Source organism: Natronococcus pandeyae, assembly GCF_008122205.1.
GTDB classification, from domain to species: Archaea; Halobacteriota; Halobacteria; order Halobacteriales; family Natrialbaceae; genus Natronococcus; species Natronococcus pandeyae.
On record NZ_PHNJ01000004.1, the window covers coordinates 305942 to 328010 of the forward strand.

A 22069-nucleotide genomic window follows, 5' to 3' on the forward strand; every position below is an offset into this window, starting at 1 on the left:
CCCCGTTCTACACCGACTCGAGAAAGTTCTCGATTACGTCGTGCCCGACAGCCGTGAGTACGCTCTCGGGGTGGAACTGAACGCACTCGATCGGGAACTCCCGGTGGCGAACGCCCATGACGAGCTCCGCGTCGTCGTGTTCGGCGGTCGCCGTCACCTCGAAGCAGTCCGGCACTGCGGTCGCGACGAGCGAGTGATACCGTCCCGCGCGAAAGCCCTGTTCGAGTCCTTCGAACACGCCGCTCCCGTCGTGCTCGACCGACGACGCCTTGCCGTGGATCGGCTCCGGTGCGCGACCGACGGTACCGCCGTAGGCGTAGACGGCCGCCTCGAGCCCGAGACAGACCCCGAGCGTCGGCACCTCGGGGCTGACCTCGCACAGGACGTCCATCGAGACGCCGACGTCGCGGTCGTTCTTCGGATGTCCGGGACCGGGACTGACGACGATGGCATCCGGATCGACGGCTCGAACGTCCTCGAGCGAGGCCGTGTTCTTCAGCACCTCGGTCTCGGTCCCCTCCTGCTGGCTGACGTACTCGACCAGATTGTACGTAAACGAGTCGTAGTTGTCGACGAAGAGGATCCGTCGCGGCTCGCTCCGTTGCCGTCGATCGGTTCCGGCGGCGCTCATCGGCTCACCTCCGGCGGCGTTTCGGTCGGATCATCTGCCGATTCGCCCTCGTCTTCGATCGCCTCGAGCGCAGCGAGAACCCCGCCCATCTTCTTCTCGGTCTCCTCGTACTCGGCTGTGGGATCGCTGTCGGCGACCAGTCCGGCGCCGGCGCGGACCGTGATCCGCTGGTTCTGACCCTCGGCTCGCGGGTCGTTCGCGGCGCGCGGCGCCGCGCAGTCCTCCACCGTCGCCGTCCGGATCACGATCGCGAAGTCGGCGTCGCCGGTCCAGGAGTAGTAGCCCACGCCGCCGCCGTAGAGGCCGCGTGGTTCGGTTTCGAGGTCGTCGATGATCTCCATCGCGCGGATCTTCGGCGCGCCCGAAAGGGTGCCGGCGGGGAACGCCGCCCGCGTCGCGTCGAACGCGTCGCAGTCGGAGTCGAGGTCGCCCGTCACCGTCGACTCGATATGCTGGACGTGGCTGTACTTGAGCACGTTCATGAACTCGTCGACCCGCACGGATCCGGGCTCTGCGACCCGGCGCACGTCGTTGCGTGCGAGGTCGACCAGCATCGTGTGCTCCGCGCGCTCCTTCTCGTCGGCCAGCATCTCGCCGGCCAGCCGGCGGTCCTCGACCGGGCTCGAGCCCCGGTCGCAGGTCCCCGCGATGGGGTTCGACATGACCTCGCGGCCGCGCACGGAGACCAGCGTCTCGGGGCTGGCTCCGACGACGGTCAGGTCGTCGTGCTCGAGCAGGTACATGTACGGCGACGGGTTCACCTCGCGCATCGCCTCGTAGAAGCCGATCGGGTCGATCTCGCCGTAGAGCTCCCGCGTGCGCGAGATGACTCCCTGGTAGATGTCGCCGTCGAGGACGTGCTCTTTGGCCCGCCGAACGCTCTCCTCGTACGTCGCCTTCGATCCCGCGACCTCGTCCTCCCGGACGAAGCCGCCGGTTTCCGGCTCCTCGGCCGCCCGGAGCGTCTCCTCGACGGCGGTCGCTTCCGCCAGCAGCGTCTCGTAGACTTCGTCCGGATCGTCCCCGGCTTCGAGAACCGGCGTGAAGACCAGCGACACCGTCCCGTCGCGCTCGTCGAACGCGATCGTCTTCGTCGTCAGGACGAACTGTGCGTCCGGGAATCGCGAGTCGGGGCGCTCGAGACCGACCTCCTCGAGCCAGAGGTCGTAGACGGCATCGTAGGCGAGAAAGCCGACGAGTCCGCCCTCCAGGTGCTGACGGTCGTGATCCGGGAAGTTCGCGAGGCGCACGTCCGGCAGCGCGGCCCGGAGCGCGTCGACCGTGTCCCCCTCGGGCTCCGTCTCGAGCGACTCGAGGGGCGGATCGTCTGAGAGCGCCTCGACCGAGGTCCCCTCCGGTCCGACCGTCACGACGGCTTCGGGGTCGTACCCGACGTAGGAGTACCGGGCGTGGCGGTCCGTCTGCGAGGAGTTCGGCCGGAACGCGCCGTCCGGATCGCTCGAGGCCGTCTTCTCCGCGCTCTCGAGCAGGAACGCGTACGGCGACCGTTCCTGATCGCTCGAGTTCGAGCGACCGGTCAGCGCCGCGTAGGCGGCGAGCGGCGACGTCTCGACGTCGAGCGTGGCGACGGCCCGGACGACGACGGGGCGATCGCCGGAATCGTCGGCGTGTTCGCAGAAGGTCTCGCGATCGACGTCGAGCGTCGACTGCTCCGCCGACGGCCGCTGCGATCCGGTCATGATTGCAGGGCCGGCGTCGATGCAGTCTTCGCTCGCTCGACGAACGTTCGCACGGCGTCGGCATCCTTGCCGCCGTCGCGCGTCTCGACGCCGCTCGCGACGTCGACGGCGAACGGATCGACCGTCCGCACCGCGTCGGCGACGTTTTCGGGGCTCAACCCGCCGGCGAGAATCAGCGGAGAGTCGAGAGCGGCCGTAGCCGTTCGGGTTCGGGTCCAGTCGTGAGTTTCGCCGGTCCCGCCGCCACCACCCTCACCGGGCGTGTCGACGAGCAGGCCGTCGGCGACGGCGTCGTAGCGCTCGGCGATCGCCGCGGTCGCGTCGTCCGCGTCGAGCGCCACCAGGAGCGTCGCGTCGATCCGCTCTCGGACCGACGCGAGTTCGGCCGGCTCGAGGGTCCCGTGGACCTGCAACGCGTCGGCTCCGACTACATCCATCAGTTCGGTCGCCGCTACCGGATCGTCCGGCATCGTCACGAGTACGGTCGTCACGAACGGCGGCGCGGCCGCGACGAGTTCGGCCGCCCGGTCGGGCGACAGCTCGCGGTGAGTGTCGACCGGAACGTCGCAGATGACACCGATCGCGTCGGTCCCGGCGTCGACAGCAGTTTCCAGGTCGTCTTCGGTCGTTATTCCACAGATCTTCACGCGCGTCATCGTATCTCCTGCTCCGGGGGATCCGCTCGATTCTGGCTGCAAAGCTGTTCGAGTTTCGCCGCCGCGTCGCCGGATTCGATCGCTTCGCGTGCGGCGTCGGCACCGTCCTCGAGCGAGTCGGCTGCACCCGCGACGTAGATCGCCGCGCCGGCGTTCGCGAGGATGACGTCGCGTTTCGCACCCGTCACGTCGCCCTCGACGATTCCGCGCATATCGGTGGCGTTCTCCGCGGGCGAACCGCCTGCGATAGCTGCGATCTCCTGTTCCTCGAGGCCGAGATCCGCGGGCTCGAGGGTGTACTCTTCCACGTCGGATCCGTTCACTTCCGCAGCGACCGTCTCGCCGTGGATCGCGATCTCGTCGGTGCCTGCGCCGTGGACGACCAGCGCGCGATCGACGTCCATTCGCGCGAGCGCGTCGGCGAGCACGGGCACGAGATCGGGATCGTAGACGCCGACGACCTGCGCGTCGGCGCCGGCGGGGTTCGTCAGCGGGCCGAGCACGTTGAACACCGTCCGCATCCCGAGTTCCTTGCGCGGGCCGATGACGGCCTTCATCGCCGGGTGGAAGACCGGCGCGAGCATGAATCCGATTCCGTCGCGTTCGATCGCCGACTCGACGGCCGGGGGTTCGGCTTCGACCTGGACGCCGACCTCCTCGAGAACGTCGGCACTCCCGGACGAGGACGAAACCGAGTAGTTGCCGTGTTTGGCGACCGGGACGTCCGCTCCGGCGGCGACGATCGCGCTCGTCGTCGAGACGTTGATCGTATCGTAATCGTCCCCGCCCGTGCCGCAGGTGTCGACCAGCGGTTCCCTGTCGGGTTCGATCGTCCGGGCCGCTTCGCGCATTCCCTGCGCGAAGCCGGCGATCTCGGCTTCGGTCTCGCCTTTCGCGCGCAACGCCGCGAGCAGCGCGCCGATCTGTGCCTCCGTCGCGTCCTCGAACACCGCTCTCGAGGCCGCTCGAGCGTCTTTCTGTGTGAGATCCCGCCCGTCCGTAACCCGTTCGACGAACTCCTGCATAGTAAACACCAATGTACGTAGTTGTCTTACAATGCCCAAATGAGTACATCGACTTAAGCGTGTCGGAGAATCGTGGGGCGGACTCGCGTACGGCGGCCGATTCGAAACCTTCAATTATGGTGGGCAGCAACGATTGAGTGTAGTCGAGGTGGCGACGGACGCCACGGAACGCAAAACCAGGACGGGTTGGTGGTCTAGTCTGGTTATGACACCTCCTTGACATGGAGGAGGCCGGCAGTTCAAATCTGCCCCAACCCACTTTTCAGCGACACAATGCGACGAGCGAAGCGAGGAGTTCGTCGCTGAAAAGTTGTCACGGCAGTTTGAACCCTGGAAGTCGCAGCTCGCGCAGCGAACGGAGAGAGCGAGCAAGAACGTCTTCCTTCGGTTCAAATCTGCCCCAACCCACTACTTTTGTCGCGAGCAAATTCGCAAGCGACAGGATCGTGACGTTGGGCAGATTTGAACCACGGTCGAGAACCTGCGCCGTCGGCGCAGAACCTCGATCTAGTTCAAATCTGTCCCACCCTCTCTCTAACGGGACGATACCGACGAGCGACGTGTGACCCGATACGTCACGGGATCACGAGCGATAGCGCCGAACACAGTGAGACAACCGGCAGACAACCGGCCCAACTCGATTCATATCTGGACGTGTACTCGCACTGTTCTCGAAGGATCGGAAGACAGTGTCTTCGGTGGATCTATCGCATCGACGCCTCATTTCGAGGGATTCGGCGAGTCGAGTATCATCTGCAAAACCGGCGATCTGATCGATCACCGCAGTAGCACTACCAAATGCAGGGGAAAGTGTAACTTACGTCTGAGCGAATTCACTAGGAAATGGACCGTGAGTCGTCCCCACACTGGGAGTACAAAGTTATCGAGCCGCCGAGCGAGTTGACGAAACGCGAATCCTCGAACCCCGAAAGGCGGCTCAACGAACTAGCTGCCGACGGATGGCGACTCGTCGAGACCGTCTCGTACGACGGCGGCGGTACGAAATTTCTGATCTTCGAGCGCTCGCTCGAGGACTGACTCTCGAGTCACACGATGAAAGATCTCACGACCAACAACACGATGCGGGAGCGGGCGGACGAGAACCGCTACAAGCTCTGGGTGCTACTCAATATGAATCGATGGCTGCTCACCGGGGTGATGGCGGCTGGCGTGTTCTTGGCGCTGATGCTCTGGGGGATGTCGCGCCCGCCATCGGCTCACCAGGTGATGGTGACGACCGACTGGGTCAAGATGTCGTTTCAGGCGTTGATCGGTGCGCTCATCACGGGAACCACACTCGTCGTCTCGATCAATCAGCTGGTTCTCTCCCAGGAGATCGGACCGCTGGGTAGCCAGCGCCGTCGGATGGACTTGGCGATGGACTTCTACAAGAACACGGACGACCTGCTCGATTTTCCGAGCCCTGCCAATCCCGCCCTGTTCCTCAAGGAGCTAATCGACGCGAGCAGCGATCGGGCCCGCGCGTTCGAGGATTCGGTACAGCGTAGCGACGACGAGGGTCTCCGTACGCACACCGAAAAGTACGTCGAGGACCTCTGCGAGAACGCGGAGGTAGCGACGGACGATCTGGAGAACGCCGATTTCGGCTCGTTCGACGTGATGAAGGCGGCGCTGAACTACAACTACGATCGGAAGATGTACGATCTTCGCTGGCTGTTGAACGAGTACGAGGGGAGTCTTACGAGCGAGCAGCGCGATGCGGGTACTGAGGCGCTGACGGCGCTCACGATGTACGGACCCGCGCGCGAATACATCAAGACGCTCTACTTCCAGTGGTCGCTCGTCAAACTCTCACAGGGAATTCTGTATCTCGCGGTGCCGGCACTCGTCGTCGCTGGTGGAATGGTGATGCTCGTCGATGGAAGTACGTTCGTCGGCACCATCCTCGGAATCGATCTCTGGTTGTGGGTGATCAGTGCCGCGTACACGATCTGTGTGCTCCCGTTCTTGCTGTTCGTCTCGTACATTCTCCGTCTGGCAACGATCGCGAAACGAACGTCCGCCATGGGTCCACTCGTTCTCCGCGGAGACTGAGATCAGGACGATCGCTGTGAATTCCCGACCTGTTTCCCCCTATTGGTCGCTGAAAAGCTCCCGATCAGGCTCCGCCCAGTCTCGTGGCACGTATTACTCACGTCCGCTCTCCTCATCGATAATCCGGGGGTACTTACGTGCGGAGTGTCGTTGTTCAGCTAACCGAAAGAGGCGCTGTCCTTGGCACAGCTGGGACGGAACGTTCGATTTTGGAACCGCCAAGGGCGTGACCAAGACGCTTGCTCACGTTGTTGAACGTTGTGTTCTCCCGAAACCGGCCATTCTGGCCGCGAAGCTGTGTTCTCCGGACTGCTATGATCGGCTCTACCAATGGAAATAGAAATTGCGACGATTGGCGGCTACGAGGAAGTCGGCCGGCAGATGACCGCTGTCCGCGCCGGTGACGATATTGTGATCTTCGACATGGGACTGAACCTGTCGAAGGTCCTCATTCACGACAACATCCGAACGGAAGGGATGCACAGTCTCGACCTGATCGACATGGATGCGATCCCCGACGACCGGGTCATGTCCGACCTGGAAGGGGACGTCCAGGCGATCGTTCCGACCCACGGCCACCTGGACCACATCGGCGCCATCTCGAAGCTGGCCCACCGATACGACGCACCCATCGTCGCGACGCCGTTCACGCTCGAGTTAGTCAGAGACGAACTCGACGACGAGCAGAAGTTCGGCTCCGACAACGACCTGATCGAGATGGAGGCCGGCGAGACGATGTCGATCGGCGACTCCGACGAGATCGACCTCGAGTTCGTCAACGTCACCCACTCGATCATTCAGGCGATCAATCCGGTGCTGCATACGCCCGAGGGCGCGGTCGTCTACGGGCTGGACAAGCGCATGGACCACACGCCGGTTATCGGCGACCCGATCGACATGGAGCGCTTCCGCGAGATCGGTCGCGAGGGCGTCCTCTGTTACATCGAGGACTGTACCAACGCGAACAAGAAGGGGCGGACGCCCAGCGAGAGCGTCGCCCGCGAACACCTGCGCGACGTCCTCTACAGTATGGAGGACTACGACGGCGGCATCGTCGCCACCACCTTCTCTTCGCACATCGCTCGCGTGAAATCCCTCATCGAGTTCGCACGAGATATCGATCGACAGCCGATCCTGCTCGGCCGCTCGATGGAAGGGTACTCGGGAACCGCGAAGCGACTCGACGTAGATTTCCCGTCGGACGTCGAGATGGTCGGCTACCGCCAGTCCATCGAGCAGACGCTCGGACGGATCATGAACGAGGGCAAGGAGAACTTCCTGCCCGTCGTGACGGGCCACCAGGGCGAACCGCGCGCGATGCTCACCCGGATGGCTCGCGGCGAGACGCCGTACGAACTGGACGAGGGCGACAAGGTCGTCTTCTCCGCGCGAGTCATCCCGGAGCCGACCAACGAGGGCCAGCGCTATCAGGCCGAAAAGCTGCTCGGCATGCAGGGCGCCCGCATCTACGACGACATTCACGTTTCGGGCCACCTCTGCCAGGAGGGTCACTACGAGATGCTCGACGCGCTCCAGCCCGAGAACATCATCCCCGCACACCAGAATATGAGCGGCTTCTCGGGATACGTCGATCTCGCATCCAGTCAGGGCTACACGCTCGGACGCGACCTTCACACCACCAGGAACGGAAACATCATCGAGTTAGTGTGAGTTCCCTCTCGAACGGTTCGGTACGTGGGATCCGATAAGAGGATCGCCATCCCACTCTGTTCGGATAGAGATGGCGCGCGCCGGAAAACCCAGTAGGGCGTTCCTCTGGTCAGTGAGCAGTCGGCTCGCAATCGGTCAGCGAAAAGAACGAGTAACCGTGTACGTCTGCCAGCAACTGAATAGCAGCAGATAGTAGCACGGTTTTCTTTATTCAGAACTGGCCGTGAACTCGTGTTATGTCCGTTACCGGAGGGTCTCTCGATTTCCCAACAGTCATTAGAAATTATGTGCTGAATTGTATGAACTGCTGCAGCAAACGGAGATCGCGACGGGAAGTCAAACTAATTATCAGTTCTGAAAATATATTCAATATTTTTACATCAGGAGTATGACCTATGCTTATGGCTAACGGGAATTGGCAAACTGATCCGTCTCCTCCTGAGGACGATGAGCAAGAAGCTAGTTCAGCCGACGATGAGTCGAAGAACGGTAAGCGGGAACTGGAGTCCGAAATCGCAGAGGTGGTCGCAAACGCATACTCGAAAGAGAGAACGACGACCCCTCTGGATACGAACGAGGTCTTCAAGGTAATCTCAACGAAAATGAGGCTCGGTCTGAAGTACGATGAAGATGCGCTTAGTGATGCGCCTCGAACAGATGGTGGGGCAGTGGCAGCGGATGGGGAAACATACCAGTTCCGAGTAAAACGTTTCCTTGGAGGGAGACCTGCCGAGACGCTCACAGGGACGGCATACAAAGTTGACGGCTCCTGGGTCGTCGATATCGATGAAAAACCCGGAGTACTCGACCGTATTCGGTCTCTGATTCCAAACTGAATCCCTATTTGAAAGGGACAGTATATAGAATGGGAGACAGGTAGAGCGCTGGAATGGTGGCCTCTGTCTTGAAAGATCGAAATCGACCTGCTGGTATGCTGGAGTGCTGATTGATATCTCCAATCCAATTATCCACCTGGCTCGTACCGAGCGAACACCTGTCCTCGATGACAGCGCTATTTGATAGACGTAGCGTTACGTTTGCTCCTCTGTATAACGATTCGCCGACTCAGACTCAGAACCAGGACTAAATAACGAAACCGTATTTCCAACTACTGATAGTATAACGGATGCGATCACCGTTGCCCTCGGCCGTGAGGCCTCACGGGGTCGGTAGCCGACGGGGGAGGCGTGTTACTCCTCGTTGGCTTCCTTCTTCTCTTTGATATCCTGTAGCTGTCCGATCAGGTCGTCGGACGAGCCACCGGTCTCGAGCGTCATCTCCCCTTCGTAGTCGTTTTCGTGGACGTTTACGGCAGCGTCCTCGTCGTCTTCGTCGGCCACGTTCTGTTGCTGCTGCTCAGACTCGTCGTAGCTACCAAAACCCATAGTAAGAGGGTGAACGCCCAGATATATAGCTCCCGTGGTTCACTCGCTCGTCGTGTCGCTCGACGTGCAGGAGTAGCCGTTCGCTAACGAGGGACGGGTACCGAGCGCGAGACGGTCGGTTGCGAGCAGGTCGTTCTCGTGTCGAGGTCAGAAGGCGTCAGTTGGAACCGATCGCGGGAATTAACGGGAGATCGTAGCGCCAGTTCCGGAATACTCCGGCGAGGATTCGGTTTAAAACGGAGTTGAGTACATTTATTTCCCTCAAGCGGACACCCTCGAGTGAGTGTTCCTCGAGAACGAACCGACAGACAGTCACGACTGGCTCGATTCGGTGCTGTGTCGTGGCGCGAGAACGTGCGGCAGTTACGCGGTCGAACCGCGAGTAGCGATGCTGGAGGGCGTGTCCACCGGCGGACTCCTGACTGTCGCCATCACCGTCGTCGTCACCGTTCTTCTCGCGGTCGTCGGCTACCGGATCCTTCGCGGAGGCCAGGAAGCGCCGCCCGAATCGACCGAGCAGTCACCGGATCCGAGCGAGCGTGGCGACGGCGTCGCTGCACTCCCGTTTTTCGATCGGACGGAGCAGGACGACGCCAGGGCGATCGATCCGCAGGTCCTCGTTCCGCTCTCGGACCGCCAGGAGCACACACTTCGCCTGTCCGCCGTCGCGTGCGCGCTCAAACATCGGTACGGGGAGAACCCGATTCGTCTCTTCACGGTCGTCGACGCGAGCGACCGCGGGACGACCCACGACGGCGATCTGGCTGCGGTTCACGATCGGATCACCGAGTACGGAGACGCGACGAATACCGCGGTCCAGACGGAAGTGAGCGAGGACGACGACGTCGCCGGTTCGATCGTCCGGACGGCTCGAGCGTCGGGCGACGATCTGATCGTGATGTCGCGGAACGGCCCGTCCGACGACGCGGTACACGGCACCGTCGTCGACGAGGTCGTCTCGCAGACCTCGTTGCCGGTCTATCTCTTCCAGCTTTCACAGCCGCTCGCGAGGGCGTCCCGACTGCGGCTGGTGATTCCGCGGCGAGCCGACCACCACGAGGGGTTCTACGAGGCGATATACAACGTAAAACAGCTCGCGGACGATCTCTCCGTCCCGATTACGGTCTACGTCTTCGAGCAGAACGTCGAACACTACCGCACGCTCTTCGATCTCGTCGAGATCGACATTCTGGCGGAGTTTCGGTCGGTCACCTCCTGGAACGAGTTGCAGTCGACGCTGGCGACCCGGAGCGAACCCGACGATGTGCTGGTAACACTCGCCGTACGGGAGGGCGAAATCGGCTGGAGTCCCGAACTGCAGACGGTTACGGAGCGGTTCTCTGACCTCCCTGTCCGGGCGTTCGCGCTGTTCTTTCTTCGAGAGGATACGCCGGAGTACGACGACCGGTTCCTGCGGACGGGGTGAGGGCGAGGACGGCCGACACGGCGTTTTTCGCGTTCGGGTCTCGTACGGGCCGGTTGGAAGCCAGTTCTGGGGCAACCGCGAACCGTCGTGTGGTTGCACCGAGACCCAGTTACAACCGGCCGTATCAGTCTAGCACCCGACCCGAGGAACGCCTAGCGTCATGCCCGATTTACACTTTCGTCGACGGCCGTTCTAGTCGAGTGCAATGTTCGAAAGAGGACTTCTCACGGCTTCGAGGGGGGTGTACCGATAATGGCGTGGCAGGATTTCGTCTTCCTCGCGGGGAGTCTGCTGTCGGTCGCGTTTCTGTTTCCGACGCTGCGCGATTCGGCCGCCTGCGTTCCGCGAGCGACGAGCGTGCCGTCGATGCTGATCGGCGCGGTCTACTCGTTTACGTTCCTCACGCTCGGCATGTCGTTCTCCGCGTTCGGCGCGTTCGCAGCCTGCTCGATGTGGTCGCTCATCGTCTGTTTCCGCGCGCCGGGGGCCGATCTGGCGGACGCGATCGCAGCGCGAACCGGCGGTCGATGGTCGCTGCTCGCCGACGACTGCTACCGGTGGACGCGACGGCTGTTCGTCCCCGCTCGGTACTCGAGCGACCGATACGTGAACGCGTTCGAGTAACGACGAGCGGAACTCGTTCGAACGTGTCGACTCCTTCTCACGCGTTCCTGCAGGACCTTCCATCACGGTGGGTAAAGGCGCTCGCAGCGGATCCTCCGAACAGTTGCAGCCGACAGTATCTTTCTTGCCGGATAAAGAGCCAAGGCGGTAGCCGGCGGAAGAGTGGTTATGCCGTCTTCGCCACCCGCTCCCGAGCGGCACTTCGAAACGATCGCCCAGTGTGCCCGGGACGGAATTATTACGATTTCTGCCGATCTGACGGTGCGGTACGCGAACCCCGCAGTCGAGGATATTTTCGGCTACTCGCCGGACGAACTCGAGGACCGATCGCTGGCTGCGGTGCTGTCGGACGACCACGCGAGCGACCTCGAGGAGTGGCTCGATCGGTTCCTCGACACCGGCGAGAAAACGGTCGACTGGGGAGATATTCGGCTTCAGGGGCGTCACCGAAACGGTCGAACGGTTCCGCTCAGCGTTTCGCTGGCCGACTTCGAGCAGGACGGTCGACGATACTTCAGCGGAATCGTTCGAGACGTAACGGAACAGGAGCGACGGGAAGCCCGGCTGACGGGGTTGAACCAGCTTGCCCAGGAGCTGACCGACGCGGAATCGACGGACGAGATCTGTGAGCGGACCGTCGACGCCGCCCGCACGATACTCGAGCACCCGATCGCGGCGATCGGACTGTACGACGACGATGACGGACGCCTCGAGCCGTGTGCCTGGACGCCGGAGGTGGACGAGATCGCGGAGGCGGGACGACTGTTCGCGACCGACCGGTCGGTTCCGTGGGACGTGTTCGTCACGCAGGAGCGACGCGTCGTGAACGATATCCTCGCCGAGACCGACCTCGAGGCGTCCGACACGCAACTCCGGAGCGCGGTGTTCCACCCGATCGGCACCTACGGCGTGTTCGTCGCGGGAGCGACGGAGCGGGACGCGTTTCACGACGAAGATGTCGATATCACGAGCGTGCTCGTCGGGAACGCGTACTCCTCGCTGGAGCGCGTCGACCGGGAGCGGACGCTGCGAGAACAGCGAAACGAACTCGCCGAGAAGACGGAGTCGCTCGACCGTCTTCGCCGGATCAACGACGTGATCCGGGAGCTGACGACGGTTCTGACGGAAGCGGCGGGTCGCGACGAGATCGCGACGGAAGTCTGTACGCGGCTCGCGGCGTCCGATCCGTACCAGTTCGCCTGGTTCGGCTCGCACGATCCGGCCAGCGACGAGGTCGTCCCGGAGGCGGCCGCCGGCGACGAGAACGGCTATCTCGAGGCGATTACGGTCACCGTCGACGAGGACGAGCCTGGGTCGGATCCGACCAGCCGCGCGGTGCAGACCCGGGCGCCCCAGATCGAAAACGATATCTACCAGAATCCGCCGTTCGAGCCGTGGCGACAGGAGGCGATCCAGCGCGATTACCGGGCGTGTATCGCCGTTCCGATCGCCTACCACGGCCGTCTCTACGGCGTCCTCAACCTGTACGCGGTCGAGTCGGACGTGTTCGATCAGCTCGAGGTCTCGGTCCTGCAGGAACTGGGAGAGACGATCGGCTACGCGTTGAACGCGGCCGAGCGCAAGCAGGCGTTCACCAGCGAACGGTCCGTCGACCTCGCGTTCGAGGTCGACGATCGCGAGGATTCGGTCCTCGGAATCGCCGACGAACTGGGTGGACGGTTCGAACTCGAGAACCTCGTCGAGCGGGGCGACGGATCGACAACCATGTTCTTCGCCGTCCGGGGGCCGGATTCCGATGCCGTCGTCGAGTGGGCGAAAAAACGGGCCCAACTCCACGAGATCCAGCTGTTGGCCGATCGAGACGAGGAGTACCTGTTCGAGTGTATGCTCGAGGAGTCGACCGTCTGGTCGCAACTACAACAGCGCGGAAGCGTGGTTCGTGAGGCGGTCGTGACGTCGGACTCGGCGCGGATCGTCGTTCGCATCCCGCGAAGTGCGGACCCGCGGTCGTTCGACGCGCTTCTGGAGGAGGCGTTCGGTTCCGTCGAACTCGTCGCCCGCCGAGAGCACGAGGAGCCGGTGATGACCCCGGAGGAGTTCGAGGCAGAGTTCAGGGACCGGCTGACCGATCGCCAGGACGAGGTGCTGCAGACGGCGTACTACGCGGGGTTCTTCGAGTGGCCGCGGGAGACCCAGTCCGGCGAACTCGCCGACGTTCTCGGGATCGCTCAGCCGACGGTGAGCCGACACATCCGTTCCAGCGAGGAGAAGTTCTTCTCGATGCTGTACGAGGACGAGAACGAGGATGAAGATAAAAATCGGTGACCGGCTAGAATGATAGCCCCGCCCGTCTGGCGGTGATATCCTCATACTGGCAACGCCTACCCGGCGAAGGGGACAAAGAGTAGATACGATGACTCACTACGCTCCAACGGAGTTCGGTGCCGATGGTGCCGGGCCGATGCCAGTCAGTCAGCGCGTCGTTCGCGCGGTCGCGATCGAAATCGACGCCGACCCGCTGGAGATGGAGCCGCTCTACGACGTGATCGATTCGGAGGCCCTGAACGCGCTCTTCGAACCGACGAAGCGCGACGCTACACGATCGACGGGGACGGTGGCGTTCCGATACGCAGGCTGTGCGGTGACCGTCCACGCCGACGGCGGCGTCGAGGTCACCGCGGAACGCGCGAGTCGTCCGGCGTCGCAGACCGATTCGAACGCGGTGAACTGATTCAAAATGACTCCGTACGGGACGACGACCGGACTCACGCGGTGCGATCAGTGCGGTGACGCCGTCGAGACCACGACGTGGCATCCCGCCGTCCTCGATCGAAACGGCGAGCGGCGGCTGTTCACGTTCTGTGGATCGGCGTGTCAAGAACGCTGGCAACGACGCCACCGATAACAGCCCACGATGAACATGAAATACTGCCTTCACTGCGACTGGTACGCCAGTCGAACGGACGGCTACGATGCACACGAACAGTCTCGAGAAGCTATCGACCACTTCCTCGATACGGGCCACGCGATCGATTCGATGCCCGAACCGTCGAACGCCGAACCGAATCACACGCCGGAGTTCGATGCCGAGGGAGCGACGCGGATCCCGGTGACCGGTGTTCGGGAAGGAGAGTAACGACGGAGCGAAACCGACGTCGGTCTCGGCAGCCGTCGTCGCGAGCGAGGGGGTCCGGTCACGATCTGCCAGGACCGAACGGTAGAAAAGTCCGGGTCGACTCCACCGGGATATGGAGGTTCTCGGCCGGTTGCTGGCGATGCTCGCGGTGTTGCTACTCGGTACCGGTTTGCGCTCGTCCGGCCTGTTGAACGCGGCCAGAACTGCGCGATTGAACGCCACCGCGTACTACGTCGCCCTTCCGGCACTCGTGTTCGTCGCGACCTACGATCAGTCGATCGGCGAACTCCTCTCGGCGGAACTGCTCGCCGGTTCGCTGATCGTCGTGTTCGCGACCGGCGCCATCGCCTGGCTGGCCCACCGAAACCGATTCTCGAGGGGGCGTCGGAGCGTCGCGATCATCCAGTCGTATCACTCCAATCTCGGCTATCTCGGATTGCCCCTCGTCGCCGCGACGTTCGACGCGCGAGTGACCGCCATCGCGAGCGTGGTCCTCGGGTTCGTCACCCTGATCCAGTTGCCGCTGACGATCGTCGTCCTCAGCACGTTCAGCGGTGCGGACGCCGCGATCGGCCGAGAGCTGCGCAACCTCGCGACGAATCCCGTGCTGGGGGCGCTGGTCGCCGGACTGGCAATCGGTGCGGCCGGACTCCCTGTTCCGGCACCCGCAGCGACGGGGCTCGACGCCCTCGGTGCGCTCGCGCTCCCGCTCGCGTTGCTCTGCGTCGGCGCCGCACTGCAGGTCGATTCGCCCTCGCTCAGCCTCGAGGCGACGGGGTCGGTCGTGGCGCTGAAACTCGGCTGCATGCCGTTGCTCGCCTGGGGAGTCTTCTCGCTGCTCGCCGTCGACGCCGCGACGTTCACCGCGAGCGTCGTGATGCTCGGGATGCCGACTGCGGTGTCGACGTACGTCTACGCGAGCGAACTCGGCGGTGACGCGGAGTTCGCCTCGCTGAACGTCTTCGTCACGACGGTCGCATCCGTCGCGACGCTGTTCGTGCTCATCACGGTGATCGGGTAGCGCGGCCACGAAACCACGCTCGGAGACGGTCTTCTACCTCGAAAAGAGTCCCACGAGCCGGTCGATCAGACCGCTCTTGTCGTCGTTGGTCTCGACTGTATTGTCGGTCTCGTCGTCTCCGTCGCCTCCGCTGCCGATCGATCCGGCGAGCGGTCCGGCGTCGGAGGGACCGTCGCCGATGGTCGACTCCGGCGTCTCGAGGTCGTCGACGCTCAGTTCGATCTCGTCGATCTCCGGCGTCGCGTCGCGGTCGTCGCCGGCCTCGGCCGCCCGGACGTCCGCGCCCGTGACGGTCCCTCGCTCGACGCGGGCCTCGAGGTCCTCGAGTGACTCCGCCGAGGCCTCGCTCGAGAGCGACGCGGCTGCGTCGTCGACGGCGGAAGACGAACCCGTCTCGGTGTCGGACTCTCCGCCTCGCTTGTCGGTGTCGGACTCTCCACCCTGCCCGTCGGTGTCGGCCGTCGACCCGCTCGCCTCGTCGGCCGCGGCCGTCTCCGCCGCTGAGTTTTCGTCTTCGAGATCGTCCGTGGTCGTCTCGGAGGCCGAGTCGTTCGTTTCGGCTTCGTTTTCCGTCTCGGTCGTCGCGTCCGCTCGAGCCGGCTCCCGTTCTCGCTCGTCCGCGTCGTTCGCCTCGGACTCGATCGTCGTGATACTACTCGAGGAGTTCGGTCCCGAGTCGTCCAGCGAGTCGAGGATGTCGTCGACGCTCTGGTCGGAGACGACCCGCTGCGGGCCGCCGCCGGGTTCGAGGTCGTCACCGGAGTCGGCGCCGTCGGCCGACGCGCTCGAGTCGGGGACCGACGAGTCCGTGGATCGGTCGCTCATGGTGCAGGTGTGTCGCTGCCGACGGCATAATCTTTCCCCATGAAACTGGTTCGAAAAACGAACTGTCTGGTCAACCGCTGAACGTCGTTCCTCCTCTTATTCGCCTTTCTCCGCCAGGGACGGATGCGAGAGGACGACGTTGACGACGGCCCCCGCGAGGATCAGGATGCCGGCGAAGTACAGCCAGGTGACGAACAGGATGACGGCGCCGACGGCGCCGTAGGCGGCGTACCGACCGGCGTTGGCCGCGTAGATCTGGAAGCCGACCTGGAGAACCGTCCAGCCGACGGCGGCGAAGATCGCACCCGGGAAGATCTCCCTGACGGTGACCGAGATCGGCGGCAACACGTAGTAGATCGGCAGAAAGACCAGGATTAGCCCGATGAACAGCGTCACCCAACTGAGCAGGCCGGCGAACGGGATCACGTCGGCGGCGATGCCGAGCATCGTGCCGATGACGATCATCAGCACGATCGCGCCGGTTCCCGCGAGAATCACGGTGAAGCCGTCCCGGATCTCGTCGAGTAGCGTCCCCTCTGCGACCTCGTCGTAGATCATGTCGAACGCGAGACTGAGTCCGCGAAAGACCTTGAGCGCACCCCAGGATGCCACCACGAGCGCGACGACCGTCGCCTGCGAACGGCCCGCTTCCGTCGTGAGTGCCTCCACGACCAGGTCCTCGCCCGCGGGCGGCAGAAAGTCACCAGCAACCAGTATCAGCCGCTCTGCGGCCCCCTCACCGTTGAACAGCGAGCCGACGACGAGCGCGAGCAAGACGAGCGGGATCAGCGAGACGAACGCGTAGTAGGCGAATCCGGCCGCAAGAAAAGTAATGTCGCGGTCGCTCGCCGTCCGATAGACTGCAACGAGTGTGTCAGAGAGGTCCGACGTGTCCATACGGGGAGTACGTGGGGGAAACCCAAGAGCCTACGACTTGCCTGAATCACGGACCTGCCGATAGATCAACTCGCCGGCGGTTCCGAGCGACGCGCTACCACTCGTGACAGAAGTTGTGTGTCGCGAAGACGCGGCCGTCGTCCTCGACGACGATACCGACGCCGCCGCGGTCCCAGGCGTGGGGGACGTTCTCCTCGAGAATCGCCTCTCGGTGATCGGTGGAGTTCATCCACTGATTGACGAGTCCCTCCGCCAGCCCCTCCGCGGTCTGGTACTCAGCGGTTCCGTCGCCCCCAGGCTGTTCGATCGGTCTGTCGACCCAGGTCATGGCGATGTTCTCGCCGTAGCCCCGGCAGTAGTCGTCGACGTCGGTAAATCGGTCGTAGGGCTGCTCCCCGTCGGGGTTCGTGTGGGCGAAGTACTCGCGCTCGGCCATATCGCCGCTGTGTGCGCGCGAGACGGAGGCGACCGTCCCGTCCCACTCGAGCGGCTCGAGACCGTGCTCCGCCCGCCGATCGTTGACCTCGGCGTGGACGAAGTCCTCGACGTCCGGAGAGGAGACCGTCTCGACGCCGGTCTCGTAGCTCGTCTCACCGGGGTCGTCCGGATCGGTTACGTCCGGATCGCGCTCGCCGGCCGGCGGCGGCTCGGAACTCGGCGACGGCTGGCTGTCGATCCCGATGTCGTCGACCTCCGAGATGTCGTCGACGAGCGACGGGCCGATCAGGGCGGCACCGAGGACGATCCCACCGAGAAGAGCGGCGATGACGAGGAATCTGATCACTCCGCGAACCACGGCGCGGTCGGTATGTCCATCGTCCGCGGTCGAACGCTCGGGACGGCGATCTCCCATTGTCCCGAACGTCGGGCCTGCGAGACAAGAGCATCGCGGTTGCTCGCAGACACTGACACACCGCTGATACGGACTGTTGTAAGTTCTTTCCGGAGCAACCGCAGGACGGCTCGCGGTTGCTCCGGTAAACAGTTACAGCAGACCGTATGAAACGATCGCGGAAGCCGGCCGCTCTCGGATGCGTTATTCCCGGCCGAAGATCGTCTCGTGCATACCGATCACCAGTCCGGGAACGACGGCCATGAAAAGGTGTTCCTCGAGCGGAATGCCGGCGACGTCGATCCCGGTCCGGAGCTTGATGTCGAAGACGCCGACCGCGAGGGTGTACCGGTCCCAGACGTACGCGATCGGGTAGAGCGCGAGGATCGTCACGCCCGCCTTGCGAAGGGCGTTCGCGCGCCGAAGCAGGAGGGCGGCGACGGCTCCCCAGAACAGTTCCGTAACGAGGTAGGTGTACCGTCCGAAGACGCTGATATCGAGTCTCACGTTGTGCCCTACGACGACCATCGCAAAAAGCTAGGTCTCGTTCCAACCCGGCAACACCGTGCGGTATGTTAAATACGCCGGCGTGAGTAGGTGCGATCTGTACGATGAATATCGCTGATATCGCCACGAAGGATTACATCGAAGTTGACGTTGGCACACGCATGGGGAAGGTCCGTTCGACGTTCGAGAACGGCAATCCCAAAGGAATCATCGTCACGGACGACGGAGCATACGAGGGCGTCATCAGCGAGCGGGAGGTCCTCCAGTCTCACGTCGAAGACGACGCGAAGGTGGCCGCACTGATCAAGCCCAGCCGCAACTCGCCGGCCCCGAAGATCGACCGACACGAAGACGTCCGAGAGACCGCTCGGATGCTGATCGAGAGCAACGCGAAGGTCGCACCGGTCTTCGAGAACGACGAACTCTGGGGCGTCATCACCGACGACGCCATTCTCGAGGCAGTCCTCGAGAACCTCGACGCGCTCACCGTCGAGGACATCTACACGGACGATCCCGTCACGCTGCAGGAGGGCGACGGGGTCGGCAAGGCGATCAATCACCTGCGGGAACACGGTATCTCGCGGCTGCCGATTCTGAACGAGAACGGCTACCTCTCGGGAGTCGTGACGACCCACGACATCGCCGACTTCGTCATCCGGGAGAACCACTCGACGACGACCGGCGACCGGGTCGGGGACACCCAGCGGCTGCTCGACGTCCCGATCTACGACATCATGGCCAGTCCCGTCAAGACGACGACGCTCGACGCCACCGCCAAGGAGGCCGTCGAAACGATGCTCGACGATGACTACGCGGGTCTGATGGTCACCCCGGAGGACGACGACCGGGTCGTCATCGGCGTCATCACTAAAACCGACGTGCTGCGCGCGTTGACGTTCACCGAGGAGGAGCGCATGGACGTCCAGATTACGAACATCTCGATGCTGGATACGATCACCCGAGAGGGGATCGTCGAGAGCATCCAGGACGTCTCCGACAAGTACGCCGACATGCAGGTGATGCACGCCCACGTCCGTTTCAACGAGCACAAGGAGAAGCTTCGGGGCACGCCACTGGTCCAGTGTCAGATCCGTCTGCGGACCAACAAGGGCCAGGTCGCCGGCACCGGCGAGGGGTACGGCGCCGAGAACGCCTTCCGCGTCGCGCTGGACAAACTCGAGCGCAACGTGCTCGAACTCAAGGGCGTCACCAGCGACGAGGAGTACCGCGGTCAGCTGTTGCGGAAGCTGAACGAACTCTAGGCGCGCAACCGAACTGCTGTCAGAACAACTGACGTCTCTCGTTTTCGACCGAGCCGTTCGGTACCGTTCGTTCCACCGACTCGAACTTAGAACTGCGTCGTCTCGTCGCCACCCTCGAGTCCCGCGTCCGTAATTCGGAACTGGACCGATTCACCGACGGACTTCGAGCGGTGTTTCTCGAGGGTCGCGCGGCGATTTCCGCCCCGGAAGCGCTCGATTCGGAGGACGGTTCCGGTCCAGTGCTCCAGGGTGTTGCCACCGAGCGGGCGCGTCCGATCGGAGTCCGGGTCGGCGAACACCTGATTCGTGAGGACGACCGCGAGGTCGTGTTTGCGCGCGAGCGAGAGCAGGTGCGTGATCTGGCGCGCGACGCCGCGAAGCGCCTCGCCGTCGTCACCTTCGCCGGTTCGTTCGAGGCGATAGAAGCCGGTCGCGCTGTCGAGGACGATCAACGACGCCCGTTCGGCGAACTCCTCGGCGTCGCGGACGGCCTCCTCCTGCTCGGCGAAGTCGAGCGCATCCTCGATGACGATGCGGGAGGCGACGCTCTCGAGGTCGCCGGTTTCGCGGCTCGACTCCGACCGTGCGCCGCGCCCATCGACTCGTGCGTCGAGCAGTTGCTGGAATCGATCGACCGAGACGCCCTCGGTGTCGATGTAGACGGCAGTCTCACCCGCGGCGGCAGTCTCGACCGCGGCCGAGAGCGCGAGATTCGTCTTGCCGGCGGCCGGCGGACCGTACAGCTGTGTGACAGTCCCGCGTTCGAACCCCCCGTCGAGTAACTCGTCGACCGGCGTACAGCCGGTCGGAATCGGCTCGGCGTTCACAGATGGTATTGGCAGCTTCCGAGCAAAAACCCCCCGAAATCGGTCGCGATTCGAGCGTCGATCGGTTCGTGTACGTTTATTCGAACCGGCGACGAAGGGTGGGGCGTGATCGTCGTCGCCACGTCAGATTTCGAGGTGTACCACGGCGTCGTCAACGAACTCCGCGACCGCGGATCCGCGTTCACGACCGTCGAGCCCGATGAGACGCTCCCGGAAGAGACCACCGTCGTCGTCACTGGTGGAGACCATGCCGACGATTTCCCGGGTGTGACGACCATCGTCGCCGACCCCGAACAGCCGCGACGCGCCGTCGACCAGGCACTGACCGCCGTTCGCGGCGACGGCGGACGGACGATTATCGGCGTCGATCCGGGTCGGAAGCCCGGGATCGCGGTCCTGGCGGGCGAGATGGTCGTCGCCGCCTTCCAGGTGCCACTGTCCGACGCCGTCGACGTCATCCAGCGCGAGGTCGCCGACGCGCCCTCCCCGCTGGTTCGAATCGGCGACGGCTCCCGCCTCCAGGGCGCGACGCTCGTCAACGACCTCGAGGACGTCCGCGTCGAACTCGTCGACGAGACGGGGACGACGCCCTACCTGGGGTCGGGGGCGCGGGGGATGGGCGACGTCCTCGCCGCCGTGAACATCGCTCGGCTCGAGGGAGAGGAGATCGACACGCGCGAGATCGAACCGACGGCGGGAGAGCTCCAGATAATCAAGGATCGCGCACGCAAGCAGAGCGAGACGAACCGTGCGATCGACGAGATGCTCGCCCGCCGCGTGGCCGCGGGCGAGTTGACGATCGACGAGGCGCTCGCAGAGCACCGGGGCGACTCGAGCGAGGGCGGCGATCCGGACGAGGACGGCAGCTAATCCTCCTCGTTCCCGTTCTTCCACTCTCCGGGCTCCGCGCCGTAGATCTCGCCCTTTGCCTGCCGGTTGCTCGGCCGTTTTGCGATCGCGAGAAGACCGACGTAGAAGCCGACGAGGAGTCCGGCAACGACGGCGCCGTGGACTCCCGGAAGCTCCGCGGCCTCGGTCCACTGCGCTTCGGGGGTGAACAGCGTGACCTTCGCGACCCAGGCGACGCCGAGGACCGCGAACAGGAGCCCGTAGATGCGACGGACTCGCCGGGAGAGCGCCTCGCGTGCGGTCACCTTGAACGTGGGGTATCGGAGGTCGTCGCTCAGCTCCTCGCGCCACCGCGAGTGCTCGACGCCCGACGGCTCGAGCGCGTTCGCGAAGACGTTCTCCTGGAAGAAGCGGACGCGAGCGCGATACAGGTCGTAGAACCGATACCGCCGAACCTCGTAGGAGAGAAAAATGCACAGGATCAGGATGCCGACCAGCAGCAGGTACGCGGGCATATCGGGACTCGAGAACACGACGGAAAGCAGCGCCGCGATGACCGTGATCGCCCAGTTCGTCGTCTGGTCGATCCGATCCTGGGAGCTGGTGGCCTGACTGACCTCCCCACGATAGTAGTGGGGGAGCGCGGAGAGAAGGGCCTCCGCGTCGTCCGCGATCTCGGCGGCGATCTCCTGATCCTCCGGATCCAGGGGGCTGTCGGTGTGTTCGACGTCACTGTTCATACGTGTACTATCGACGCGAGCGGAGATAACCGCGTCAGC

The 22069-nt window shown here is 63.7% G+C and carries 24 protein-coding genes and 1 tRNA gene; 14 read left to right on the top strand and 11 right to left on the bottom strand.

All coding sequences use genetic code 11. The annotated features are described in order from the left end of the window. Nucleotides 1-7 precede the first annotated feature (7 nt). From trpG to trpD, 4 genes are read right to left on the bottom strand one after another with little or no spacing between them, the layout of a single operon-like run. On the bottom strand, nucleotides 8-631 hold the full coding sequence (gene trpG, locus CV102_RS10310; RefSeq protein ID WP_148857913.1) for an anthranilate synthase component II: 624 nt from the start codon (nucleotides 629-631) through the stop codon (nucleotides 8-10). Next, on the bottom strand, nucleotides 628-2331 hold the full coding sequence (trpE, locus tag CV102_RS10315; RefSeq protein ID WP_148857914.1) for an anthranilate synthase component I: 1704 nt from the start codon (nucleotides 2329-2331) through the stop codon (nucleotides 628-630). The genes trpG and trpE overlap by 4 nt, the downstream gene beginning before the upstream one ends. Beyond that, entirely contained in the window at nucleotides 2328-2987 is a 660-nt protein-coding gene (locus tag CV102_RS10320; protein WP_148857915.1) for a phosphoribosylanthranilate isomerase, read from the bottom strand. Before CV102_RS10320 ends, trpE begins: the two co-directional genes overlap by 4 nt. Then, complete coding sequence (trpD, locus tag CV102_RS10325; RefSeq protein WP_148857916.1) at nucleotides 2984-4012, bottom strand: anthranilate phosphoribosyltransferase; 1029 nt, start codon at nucleotides 4010-4012, stop codon at nucleotides 2984-2986. Before trpD ends, CV102_RS10320 begins: the two co-directional genes overlap by 4 nt. A gap of 183 nt (nucleotides 4013-4195) precedes the next feature. Here trpD and CV102_RS10330 point away from each other — a divergent pair. The 5 genes from CV102_RS10330 to CV102_RS10350 all read left to right on the top strand — a co-directional run bounded on the left by CV102_RS10330 (nucleotide 4196) and on the right by CV102_RS10350 (nucleotide 8574). Then, nucleotides 4196-4270, top strand: a tRNA-Val gene (locus CV102_RS10330). A 585-nt stretch (nucleotides 4271-4855) separates the two neighbouring features. Then, entirely contained in the window at nucleotides 4856-5050 is a 195-nt protein-coding gene (locus CV102_RS10335) for a DUF4177 domain-containing protein (protein WP_148857917.1), read from the top strand. A gap of 15 nt (nucleotides 5051-5065) precedes the next feature. After that, nucleotides 5066-6067 carry a hypothetical protein gene (locus CV102_RS10340; protein WP_148857918.1) on the top strand — a complete coding sequence of 334 codons (1002 nt, stop codon included), beginning with the start codon at nucleotides 5066-5068 and terminating at the stop codon, nucleotides 6065-6067. A 330-nt stretch (nucleotides 6068-6397) separates the two neighbouring features. Next, nucleotides 6398-7738, top strand: coding sequence for a ribonuclease J (locus CV102_RS10345; protein ID WP_148857919.1), 1341 nt, complete (start codon nucleotides 6398-6400; stop codon nucleotides 7736-7738). 401 nt (nucleotides 7739-8139) lie between these two features. Beyond that, entirely contained in the window at nucleotides 8140-8574 is a 435-nt protein-coding gene (locus CV102_RS10350; RefSeq protein WP_148857920.1) for a hypothetical protein, read from the top strand. Between the two features lie 354 nt (nucleotides 8575-8928). Here the strand turns inward: CV102_RS10350 and CV102_RS10355 are convergent, their stop codons facing one another. Further along, nucleotides 8929-9123, bottom strand: coding sequence for a DUF5786 family protein (locus CV102_RS10355; RefSeq protein ID WP_148857921.1), 195 nt, complete (start codon nucleotides 9121-9123; stop codon nucleotides 8929-8931). A 388-nt stretch (nucleotides 9124-9511) separates the two neighbouring features. On the opposite strand from CV102_RS10355, the gene CV102_RS10360 reads away from it, so the two are divergent. From CV102_RS10360 to CV102_RS10385, 7 genes are all read left to right on the top strand, one after another. Beyond that, entirely contained in the window at nucleotides 9512-10549 is a 1038-nt protein-coding gene (locus CV102_RS10360; RefSeq protein ID WP_148857922.1) for a universal stress protein, read from the top strand. 252 nt (nucleotides 10550-10801) lie between these two features. Beyond that, the gene (locus CV102_RS10365) at nucleotides 10802-11173 is read left to right on the top strand and encodes a hypothetical protein (RefSeq protein WP_148857923.1); all 372 of its coding nucleotides are present in this window, start codon (nucleotides 10802-10804) and stop codon (nucleotides 11171-11173) included. 168 nt (nucleotides 11174-11341) lie between these two features. Further along, nucleotides 11342-13459 (top strand): bacterio-opsin activator domain-containing protein, encoded by a 2118-nt coding sequence (locus tag CV102_RS10370; RefSeq protein ID WP_148857924.1) that lies wholly within the window; start codon nucleotides 11342-11344, stop codon nucleotides 13457-13459. Between the two features lie 88 nt (nucleotides 13460-13547). After that, nucleotides 13548-13865, top strand: a complete 318-nt coding sequence (locus CV102_RS10375) for a HalOD1 output domain-containing protein (protein WP_187432929.1) — start codon at nucleotides 13548-13550, stop codon at nucleotides 13863-13865. Nucleotides 13866-13871: 6 nt separating this feature from the next. After that, entirely contained in the window at nucleotides 13872-14039 is a 168-nt protein-coding gene (locus CV102_RS27385; RefSeq protein WP_449289629.1) for a DUF7576 family protein, read from the top strand. A gap of 9 nt (nucleotides 14040-14048) precedes the next feature. Further along, nucleotides 14049-14270: a hypothetical protein gene (locus CV102_RS10380; RefSeq protein WP_148857925.1), complete on the top strand. Its 222-nt coding sequence runs from the start codon at nucleotides 14049-14051 to the stop codon at nucleotides 14268-14270. Between the two features lie 112 nt (nucleotides 14271-14382). Beyond that, nucleotides 14383-15291: an AEC family transporter gene (locus tag CV102_RS10385; protein ID WP_148857926.1), complete on the top strand. Its 909-nt coding sequence runs from the start codon at nucleotides 14383-14385 to the stop codon at nucleotides 15289-15291. Nucleotides 15292-15324: 33 nt separating this feature from the next. Here the strand turns inward: CV102_RS10385 and CV102_RS10390 are convergent, their stop codons facing one another. The 4 genes from CV102_RS10390 to CV102_RS10405 form a co-directional block, all read right to left on the bottom strand. Continuing rightward, entirely contained in the window at nucleotides 15325-16116 is a 792-nt protein-coding gene (locus CV102_RS10390) for a hypothetical protein (protein WP_148857927.1), read from the bottom strand. 96 nt (nucleotides 16117-16212) lie between these two features. Next, the gene (locus tag CV102_RS10395) at nucleotides 16213-17013 is read right to left on the bottom strand and encodes a YihY/virulence factor BrkB family protein (RefSeq protein WP_148857928.1); all 801 of its coding nucleotides are present in this window, start codon (nucleotides 17011-17013) and stop codon (nucleotides 16213-16215) included. A 94-nt stretch (nucleotides 17014-17107) separates the two neighbouring features. After that, nucleotides 17108-17866: a CAP domain-containing protein gene (locus tag CV102_RS10400; protein WP_148857929.1), complete on the bottom strand. Its 759-nt coding sequence runs from the start codon at nucleotides 17864-17866 to the stop codon at nucleotides 17108-17110. A 183-nt stretch (nucleotides 17867-18049) separates the two neighbouring features. Beyond that, entirely contained in the window at nucleotides 18050-18352 is a 303-nt protein-coding gene (locus tag CV102_RS10405; RefSeq protein WP_233710661.1) for a lycopene cyclase domain-containing protein, read from the bottom strand. A 104-nt stretch (nucleotides 18353-18456) separates the two neighbouring features. Between CV102_RS10405 and CV102_RS10410 the strand changes: the two genes are divergently transcribed. Beyond that, a complete protein-coding gene (locus tag CV102_RS10410) occupies nucleotides 18457-19614 on the top strand; it encodes a CBS domain-containing protein (protein ID WP_148857931.1) in 1158 nt (385 codons plus the stop codon). Nucleotides 19615-19700: 86 nt separating this feature from the next. On the opposite strand, the gene radB is transcribed toward CV102_RS10410, so the two are convergent. Next, the gene (gene radB, locus CV102_RS10415) at nucleotides 19701-20441 is read right to left on the bottom strand and encodes a DNA repair and recombination protein RadB (protein WP_233710662.1); all 741 of its coding nucleotides are present in this window, start codon (nucleotides 20439-20441) and stop codon (nucleotides 19701-19703) included. Between the two features lie 105 nt (nucleotides 20442-20546). Here radB and CV102_RS10420 point away from each other — a divergent pair, with 105 nt between their 5' ends. Further along, the gene (locus CV102_RS10420) at nucleotides 20547-21311 is read left to right on the top strand and encodes a hypothetical protein (protein ID WP_148857933.1); all 765 of its coding nucleotides are present in this window, start codon (nucleotides 20547-20549) and stop codon (nucleotides 21309-21311) included. On the opposite strand, the gene CV102_RS10425 is transcribed toward CV102_RS10420, so the two are convergent. Further along, nucleotides 21308-22030: a DUF2270 domain-containing protein gene (locus CV102_RS10425; RefSeq protein WP_148857934.1), complete on the bottom strand. Its 723-nt coding sequence runs from the start codon at nucleotides 22028-22030 to the stop codon at nucleotides 21308-21310. The genes CV102_RS10420 and CV102_RS10425 overlap by 4 nt on opposite strands. Between the last annotated feature and the right edge of the window lie 39 nt (nucleotides 22031-22069).